The organism is Candidatus Dadabacteria bacterium (genome assembly GCA_026706695.1).
Lineage (GTDB): Bacteria > Desulfobacterota_D > UBA1144 > Nemesobacterales > Nemesobacteraceae > Nemesobacter.
Genome location: JAPOYE010000097.1, coordinates 46,188 through 53,861 on the forward strand (window position 1 = coordinate 46,188; position 7,674 = coordinate 53,861).

At 52.3% G+C, this 7,674-nt stretch carries 9 protein-coding genes; all 9 read right to left on the bottom strand.

The genetic code is table 11. From position 1 onward, the window contains the following. Positions 1 to 2 precede the first annotated feature (2 nt). The 9 genes from OXG10_07465 to OXG10_07505 all read right to left on the bottom strand — a co-directional run bounded on the left by OXG10_07465 (position 3) and on the right by OXG10_07505 (position 7,514). Positions 3 to 779 (bottom strand): enoyl-CoA hydratase/isomerase family protein, encoded by a 777-nt coding sequence (locus OXG10_07465; protein MCY3827193.1) that lies wholly within the window; start codon positions 777 to 779, stop codon positions 3 to 5. 30 nt (positions 780 to 809) lie between these two features. Further along, positions 810 to 2,516 (bottom strand): glutamine--tRNA ligase/YqeY domain fusion protein, encoded by a 1,707-nt coding sequence (locus tag OXG10_07470; GenBank protein MCY3827194.1) that lies wholly within the window; start codon positions 2,514 to 2,516, stop codon positions 810 to 812. Between the two features lie 109 nt (positions 2,517 to 2,625). Then, a complete protein-coding gene (locus OXG10_07475) occupies positions 2,626 to 3,180 on the bottom strand; it encodes a thioredoxin family protein (protein ID MCY3827195.1) in 555 nt (184 codons plus the stop codon). Positions 3,181 to 3,205: 25 nt separating this feature from the next. Next, the gene (locus OXG10_07480) at positions 3,206 to 3,616 is read right to left on the bottom strand and encodes a CDGSH iron-sulfur domain-containing protein (protein MCY3827196.1); all 411 of its coding nucleotides are present in this window, start codon (positions 3,614 to 3,616) and stop codon (positions 3,206 to 3,208) included. 59 nt (positions 3,617 to 3,675) lie between these two features. Then, entirely contained in the window at positions 3,676 to 4,866 is a 1,191-nt protein-coding gene (locus OXG10_07485) for an acetyl-CoA C-acetyltransferase (GenBank protein ID MCY3827197.1), read from the bottom strand. Between the two features lie 2 nt (positions 4,867 to 4,868). Then, on the bottom strand, positions 4,869 to 5,651 hold the full coding sequence (locus OXG10_07490; protein ID MCY3827198.1) for an enoyl-CoA hydratase-related protein: 783 nt from the start codon (positions 5,649 to 5,651) through the stop codon (positions 4,869 to 4,871). 11 nt (positions 5,652 to 5,662) lie between these two features. Then, positions 5,663 to 6,514 carry a 3-hydroxyacyl-CoA dehydrogenase NAD-binding domain-containing protein gene (locus OXG10_07495; GenBank protein ID MCY3827199.1) on the bottom strand — a complete coding sequence of 284 codons (852 nt, stop codon included), beginning with the start codon at positions 6,512 to 6,514 and terminating at the stop codon, positions 5,663 to 5,665. A gap of 63 nt (positions 6,515 to 6,577) precedes the next feature. After that, positions 6,578 to 7,228, bottom strand: a complete 651-nt coding sequence (locus tag OXG10_07500; GenBank protein ID MCY3827200.1) for an acyl-CoA dehydrogenase family protein — start codon at positions 7,226 to 7,228, stop codon at positions 6,578 to 6,580. Beyond that, the gene (locus OXG10_07505; protein MCY3827201.1) at positions 7,167 to 7,514 is read right to left on the bottom strand and encodes an acyl-CoA dehydrogenase family protein; all 348 of its coding nucleotides are present in this window, start codon (positions 7,512 to 7,514) and stop codon (positions 7,167 to 7,169) included. The genes OXG10_07500 and OXG10_07505 overlap by 62 nt, the downstream gene beginning before the upstream one ends. Between the last annotated feature and the right edge of the window lie 160 nt (positions 7,515 to 7,674).

Sequence of the window (7,674 nt, forward strand, 5' to 3'; positions counted from 1 at the left end):
TATCATTTTTTCTTTTTTCCCAAGGCTTCAACCAGAGCCCCGAGGCTCTCCAAAACCCCCGGGCTGCGCAGAATTTTGGGGAGTTCCCTGTCAACTTCGGTACAAGCTCCTTCTATATTCGCCACGACCTCGCGGCGAAGAGCCTTTTTAGAGAAGGCGTAACCGGGAATAAGCGACGGGCCGTACTGCCCCGCGAACTCAACGCAGTGAGAAAAAAGCTTGTCCGCTTCGTGGCTTTCATCGAAAAAACCGAGTCTGACGGCGTCGCGGGGTTCGTAAAGAAAACCTGTTGTCATGACCTGCTGCGCAATTGCCGTACCCAGCACGTAAAGCACGATCTGGGCTATCGCCGAAGGAATGGGAAAACCTATGGTGATTTCATTAAGACCGAATCTTGCTCCTGAATCAACGCATACCCTGTAATCGCAGCAGAGAGCCAGTATAAGTCCACCCGCTATCGCGTGACCGTTTACCGCAGCCACAACAGGTCTTTCATAAGTAAAGACCCGGAGCAAAGCGCCGCGAAAACGCTCGTACCACTGCCAGATTTCCTCTTCGTCCCCAGCGGTAAAAAGCGAAAGATGGTACTTAAGATCAAGACCGGCGGAAAAAGCCCTCTGAGAAGAGGTAAGCACCACCGGGCTTTCCGTGTGATCGCTCTCAAGCGTCGTGAAAGCCTCTTCAAGATCGCTGAAGAAGCCTTCGCCCATGACGTTCATCGGGTTTGAGTTCATGCGCACGACCGCGACGTCACCAATTCTTTCAATTTCCCAGCTCATAATGTTTCTCAATTCGCCCGAGCACCGAAATCAGACCCTTTTGCCCTCCGAGCGGCGGCTCCATGAATCCCTAAGAGAAACCGTCCTGTTAAAAACGGGCGCGCCAGAAGCCGAATCCACGGAATCAAGGATGAAATATCCCTTCCTCTCAAACTGGTAGTTAATCCCCCGCGGATTGTTCACATTCACAAGAGCCGGTTCGGCCACGCAGTCTTCAAGGACCTGCAGTGAATCGGGATTTAGAAATTCGGTGAATTCCCTCTGTTTGTCGGCCATAGGATTGGGAACGGTAAAAAGTCTGTCGTAGAGCCTTACGGTCACCCTCGAGGCGTTTTTCGCACAAACCCAGTGTATGGTGCCTCTTACCTTCCTTCCGTCAGGCGCGCTCCCGCCTCTTGTTTCGGGGTCGTATTCACAGTGAACCTCAGTTACCTCTCCGGTCGTCGGGTCGCGCTCAAAACCCACGCACCTCACTATGTAGGCGTAGCGCAGGCGCACTTCGGAACCGGGGGAGAGCCTGTAGAACTTTTTCGGAGGATCCTCCATGAAATCATCCCTTTCAATGAAAAGCTCTTTTGAGAAAGGGACTTTTCTTTTTCCCATGGAGGGATCTTCCGGATTGTTTACCGCTTCGAGCTCCTCTTCTGCGTCTTCGGGATAATTGATTATCACCACTTTCAGCGGGTCAAGCACCGCCATAACCCTCTGCGCCCTCTTGTTAAGATCCTCCCTTACGCTGTGCTCAAGAAGCTCCACGTCTATTAGGCTGTCCTGCTTCGTGATGCCTATTTTCCGGCAGAAATCCCTTATCGACTCAGGCGTGTACCCTCTTCTGCGCAACCCCGAGATCGTGGGCATCCTGGGATCGTCCCACCCGCTTACGTATCCCTCGGAAACCAGCTTCATGAGGTTTCTCTTGCTGAGAACCGTGTAGCTGAGGTTGAGCCTCGCGAACTCAATCTGCTGGGAATGATATATGCCTAGCTGGGCGATAAACCAGTCGTAAAGAGGCCGGTGGTCCTCAAACTCAAGAGTGCAGAGCGAATGTGTGATGCCCTCAATGGAGTCGCTCTGTCCGTGGGCCCAGTCATACATCGGATAAATGGACCAGTAATCCTCGGTACGGGCATGGGACTCCTTCATTATCCGGTACATGACCGGGTCGCGCATGTTAATATTGCCCGAAGCCATGTCTATTTTCGCCCGAAGCACGTACTGTCCATCGTCGAAATCCCCGTCTCTCATAGCCCGGAAAAGCTTAAGGTTCTCCTCAACAGATCTCTCCCTTGAAGGGCTCTCCCTGCCGGGTTCCGAAAGCGTTCCCCGGTATTCTCTTATTTCCTCAGCGCTCAGATCGTCCACGTAGGCCTTCCCCTCGCTTATCAGCCTAAGGGCGTATTCATAGAGCTGCTCGAAATAATCAGAGGCGTAATAGGTCCTGTCTTCCCAGTCAAACCCGAGCCACCTGACGTCTTCCTTGATAGCCTCCTCATATCTTACGTCTTCCTTTGAGGGGTTTGTATCGTCAAAGCGCAGGTTGCATGTTCCGCCGAATTCCTCGGCTATACCGAAATTAAGACATATGGATTTCGCATGGCCTATATGGAGATAGCCGTTGGGCTCGGGGGGGAAACGGGTGACGGGCTTTGCGATACCGGCCTGAAGATCGCTTCTTATCCTGGCTCTTATGAAATCCTCGGATTCCGGAGATCCGTCTTTGTCCGTCTTCGATTTCATGGTTATGCGCGATAATGCCCACAGGACAAGAGGATGAAGTTCCAAGTTGCGGACCCTAGGTGACCCTCTTTTTCCTTCCGGGCGGTCCCACGCGGCAGAGGAAACCGCACTATTTCCATTTTATGTTGCACCCGATGCTCGGAATCTGCTCCCATTCAATTGCCTGGCCCGCTATAATGGAGTCGAGTGCCATACGCATATCCTTTCCGGTAACCGGTTTTCCGTTCCCGGGTCTTGAGTCGTCAAACTGCCCCCTGTATATGCACTTCAGGTCGCGGTCGTAAACGAAAAAGTCGGGGGTGCAGGCGGCGTCATAGGCCTTGGCGATTTCCTGCGTCTCATCGAACAGATAGGGAAACGAGTATCCCTTTTCCTCTGCGACTTCCTTCATCCTCTCGGGAGAATCGTCAGGATAGTTCTCAACGTCGTTTGAATTTATCGCTATGAAGGAAACTCCCTTGGAAATGTACTCATCGGCAACTTCCACCAGCCCATCCTGCAGGTGCTTTACGTAAGGACAGTGGTTGCATATAAACATAAGAACCGTGGCAACATCCGACTTGAGATCGCCAAGCGACAGTTCGCCGCCGCTTACAACATCCGGCAATCGGAAGTCAGGAGCCTCGCTCCCCAAGGGAATCATCGTCGATAGAGTCTTAACCATTTTTATCTTCTCCTAAGTTCTTAGGTTATTTGTCAGTGAAACCGATCCGCTTGTGCGAACCGTCGCAAAACGGCTTGTTCTCAGAAGCCCCACAGCGGCAGAGATAATAAGGATCATCCCCCGAGAGCCCCGAATCATCCTCAACGCAAAGTTCAATATCTCCGCAAACCTCGTAGGGACCGTTTTTAAGCGACCTTATAACCGCGTCCCCTTCCTTGTCGGGAGCAGAAGATTCGCCAGACGTAAGGCTGCTCTTAAACCCCTCTTTCCTGTGCGAACCGTCGCAAAACGGCTTGTTTCCAGAGGTCCCGCAGCGGCAAAGAGCGGTTTTCCTTTTTATCGCAAGTCCGTTCCCTTCCCCGTCTTCAAGCAACTCGAGGTCGCTTACAATCAGGGGACCGTCATCCATGATCTCTATTTTGATTTTTTCACTCATATCGGACCTATTGGTTAAGGTAATTCGCCCACTCGGACAGCCGCCGTTTATGTCTGAGTTTACATTTTTTCGACAATCATTGCTATACCCATGCCACCTCCCATGCACAGAGAAACCATTCCGTACCCGCCGGGGCGGATGTTTTCAAATTCATGAAGAAGTTTTACGAGCAGCACCGCCCCCGTGGCCCCCACCGGGTGCCCGAGCGCTATGGCTCCGCCGTTTATGTTCAGTTTCTCCTCCGCAATGGGAAAATCGCTCAATACGGCAAGGGACTGCGCCGCGAAGGCTTCGTTGAGTTCAACCAGATCGATATCGTCGATTCCGAGCCCGGCTTTGTCAAGAGCCATGCGCATTGCGGGAACCGGACCGATCCCCATGATCGCAGGGTCAACACCGGAAATTGCGTAGGACTTAATCGACCCAAGCGGATTCAGACCCAGTTTTTCCGCCTTGCTCTCAGACGTGACGATCAGGGCGGCGGCTCCGTCGTTAATGCCCGATGAGTTTGCCGCGGTCACCGTGCCGTCTTTCTTGAAAACCGGTCTTAGCTTCGAGATATTCTCAAGCGTAACGTCCGGCCTCGGATGCTCGTCAGTGTCAAACTGAACGGAACTGCCCCTTCGCCCGGGAACAGACACCGAAACTATCTGGGAGGTGAATTTCCCGCCCTCCATCGCGGCTTTGGCTTTCATCTGGCTTGAGTAAGCGAACTCGTCCTGGCGCTCCCTTGATATTTCATATCTCTCCGCAAGGTTCTCCGCCGTAACTCCCATGTGGTAATCGTTAAACGCATCCATTAGCCCGTCGCACAGAATTCCGTCCACAAGCTCATCGGAAGGCGTTGACATCTTGTATCCCCACCTGGCTTTCCGAAGATAGAAGGGAGCCACGCTCATGCTTTCCATCCCTCCCGCCACAATGCATTCGCAGTCGCCGGACTTTATAGCCTGGGCGGCATTCACGACGGACTGAAGGCCCGAACCACAGACCCTGTTAACGGTAATCGCGGGGGTCTCAGCTTTTAATCCGGAATTAATCGATACCTGCCTCGCCGGATTCTGCCCTTGTCCCGCTCCCAGTATGTTGCCCATTATGCAGTCATTCACCTGTTCGGGCGGCAGGGACGCCCTGTTTATAATCTCCTTTACGACCGCCGTCCCGAGATCAACCGCGGAGACATCCTTAAGCCTTCCTCCGAACGTCCCTATCGCGGTTCTAAGGGGCTCTGAAAGCACAACCTTTTCCATTGCTACTCTCCTTTGAACTCAGCTGTTCTCTTCTCAACAAACGCACTCATTCCCTCAACCCTGTCATAGGAATCAAAACACTGAAACCCCGTTTCCATCTCGTACGCAAGTCCTTCGGAAAGTCCCGTCTCGGATCCCTGATTTATCGCTTTTTTGGCGTAACTGACGGCAAGCGGACTGTTGCGGGCGATCTGCTGGGCTATTTTCATAACCTCACCCATAAGCTCTTCCCGCTCCACTACCTTATCCACAAGCCCGAGGGCAAGCGCTTCAGCGGCGGTGACCATCTCTCCGGTAAAAATCAGTTTCTTGGTTTTTCCAGGTCCTATAAGCTTGGTTGATCTCTGGGTTCCTCCCCAGCAGGGAAAAAGACCGAGCTTGGTTTCGGGAAAACCCACGCGGGCATTTTCGGAGGCGACTCTTATATCGCATGCAAGCGCAAGTTCAAGTCCCCCTCCCAGGGCATATCCGTTTATCGCGGCTATAACCGGAAAAGATGCCTGCTCCAGATAGTCAAAAGCCCCTCTTCCCAGGGCACAGTAATCCTTGAAGTCGTCCGTCGTCATCTGACTCATCTGCCTTACGTCGGCCCCGGCGACAAAAGCCTTTCCTCCGGCTCCGGTCACAACCAGCACCTTAAGATTCTCAGCGGGCAGCTTTTCGGTCACGAAGTCCTTGAGCTGTCGTAGTCTGTCGCCGTTAAGGACATTCATAGACCTCTCTTTGTTAATCGTCAGCACTCCCACGCCGTCATCAGTGCTTTCAAACAAAAGATCCTTGTACATTTATGCCTCCCTTACTTTCTGCCGTATTCAAAAAAGCCTTTTCCTGTCTTTCTCCCCAGATTCCCCGCCCTCACCATTTCCTTAAGCAGGGGAGCGGGTCTGAACTTCTGGTCTCCATATTCCGTGTAGAGAACGTCAAGTACGCTCAGGGTGACGTCAAGCCCTATAAGGTCCGCAAGCGCAAGCGGCCCTATGGGATGATTTGCCCCGAGTTTCATGGCGTTATCAATCTCTGCCGCCGCGGCAATGCCCTCATCAAGGGTGAAAATCGCTTCGTTTATCATCGGCAGCAGAATCCTGTTTACAACGAATCCAGCTCTGTCTTTTGCCATAATCGGATACTTATCAAGACTCCGCGCAAATTCCATCGTCTCCTCAAGGGTCTCAGGCGATGTTTTGGCAGTATTGATCACTTCAACCAGTTTCATTATCGGTGCGGGGTTAAAAAAGTGCATTCCGACAACTTTTTGGGGCCTAGAGGTGTTCATGGCAAGCTCCGTAACCGAGAGAGTTGATGTGTTAGTGGCAATAATGGTGTCTTCTCCGGCGTTCTCCTCGATCTTGGCAAAAACCGCCTTTTTAAGATCCATATCCTCGCTTGCGGCCTCAATCACGATATCCGCACCCTTGAAATCACCGTAGTCTTCGGTCGGGTGAATCCTTGAGACGATCAAGGTGACCTGCTCCTTGTCAATTTTGCCTCTTCGGGCCAGTCTGCCAAGACTTTTTCCTATTTTTGCGACCGCATCCTCCGCAATATCCTTTTCAATATCCAAAAGAACGACGGTTTTTCCCGCTGAGGCGACAAGCTCGGCTATGCCTGAACCCATAGTGCCAGCCCCCACGATACCTACAGTGTTTATGTTTGACTCGGACATGCTTTTCTCCTGACTCATAACTGATTATGAACCCTGAATTATAACAGCTTAGAGCGACTCGGAAAGAATCTGCCTGGCGATAATGATCCTCTGTATCTCAGAGGTTCCTTCATATATCTCCGTTATCTTGGCGTCGCGGAAATGCCGTTCCACCGGATAATCGGTCGTATATCCGTTTCCTCCGTGTACCTGAATGCCCTTGGTCGCCACCCACATCGCTGTCTCAGAAGCGTAGAGCTTGGCCATGGAGGAGTGTTTGGCGTATTTTTCTCCGCGATCTTTCATCAAGGCCGCCTTGTGGGTAAGCAGCCTCGAGGCCTCGATCCTAGTCGCCATGTCGGCAAGCATGAACTGTATCCCCTGAAAATCTGAGATCTTCCTGCCGAAAGCCTCCCTCTCCAGGGAATACCGCGTCGAGGAGTCAAGGACCGCTTGAGCTATCCCCACGGCCTGAGCCGCGACCCCTATTCTTCCCGCATCAAGCGTTTTCATGGCGACCTTAAAGCCCCCTCCCTCTTTGCCAAGAACCCGGCTCGCCGGCACCTCGCAGTTCTCAAAGACAATCTGCGAGGTGCTCGTCCCCTTTATTCCGAGCTTGCTTTCCGATTTTCCAAGAGAGATTCCGGGAGCGTCAAGATCAATGATAAATGCCGTGACCCCGCCGCTTCGTTTCGTCTTGTCGGTCTTTGCGAAAACCACGGCGACTTCCGCCTCGCGACCGTTGGTAACCCATGCTTTTCGTCCCGTTAAGGATGTAGGCCCCGCCTTTTTTCACGGCGCCTGTCTTTATGCCTGCCGCATCCGAACCCGACTCGGGTTCGCTAAGAGCGAAGCACCCTACGGCGCCCCGGCACATCCGCGGCAGATATTCTTCCTTCTGCTCCTCGGTGCCGAAATCAATAATCGGAGCGCACGCAAGGGAATTATGAGCCATAACTATCGCCCCGGTTGAAGCGCACGCCCGTGATATCTCCTCAATGGCGATTACGTATGAGATTTTTAATTAAACGCTGCTCTTGCGTAAGAGCCGAAGCGAGCATGGTGTGTAATTCCCTTTTTAGGATTTGGGTATGCAGAAATTCTAATTCACCCCTCTCTAAAAGGCAAAAACGCCTGATTCATTTGGGAATTATAGCGATAATTAG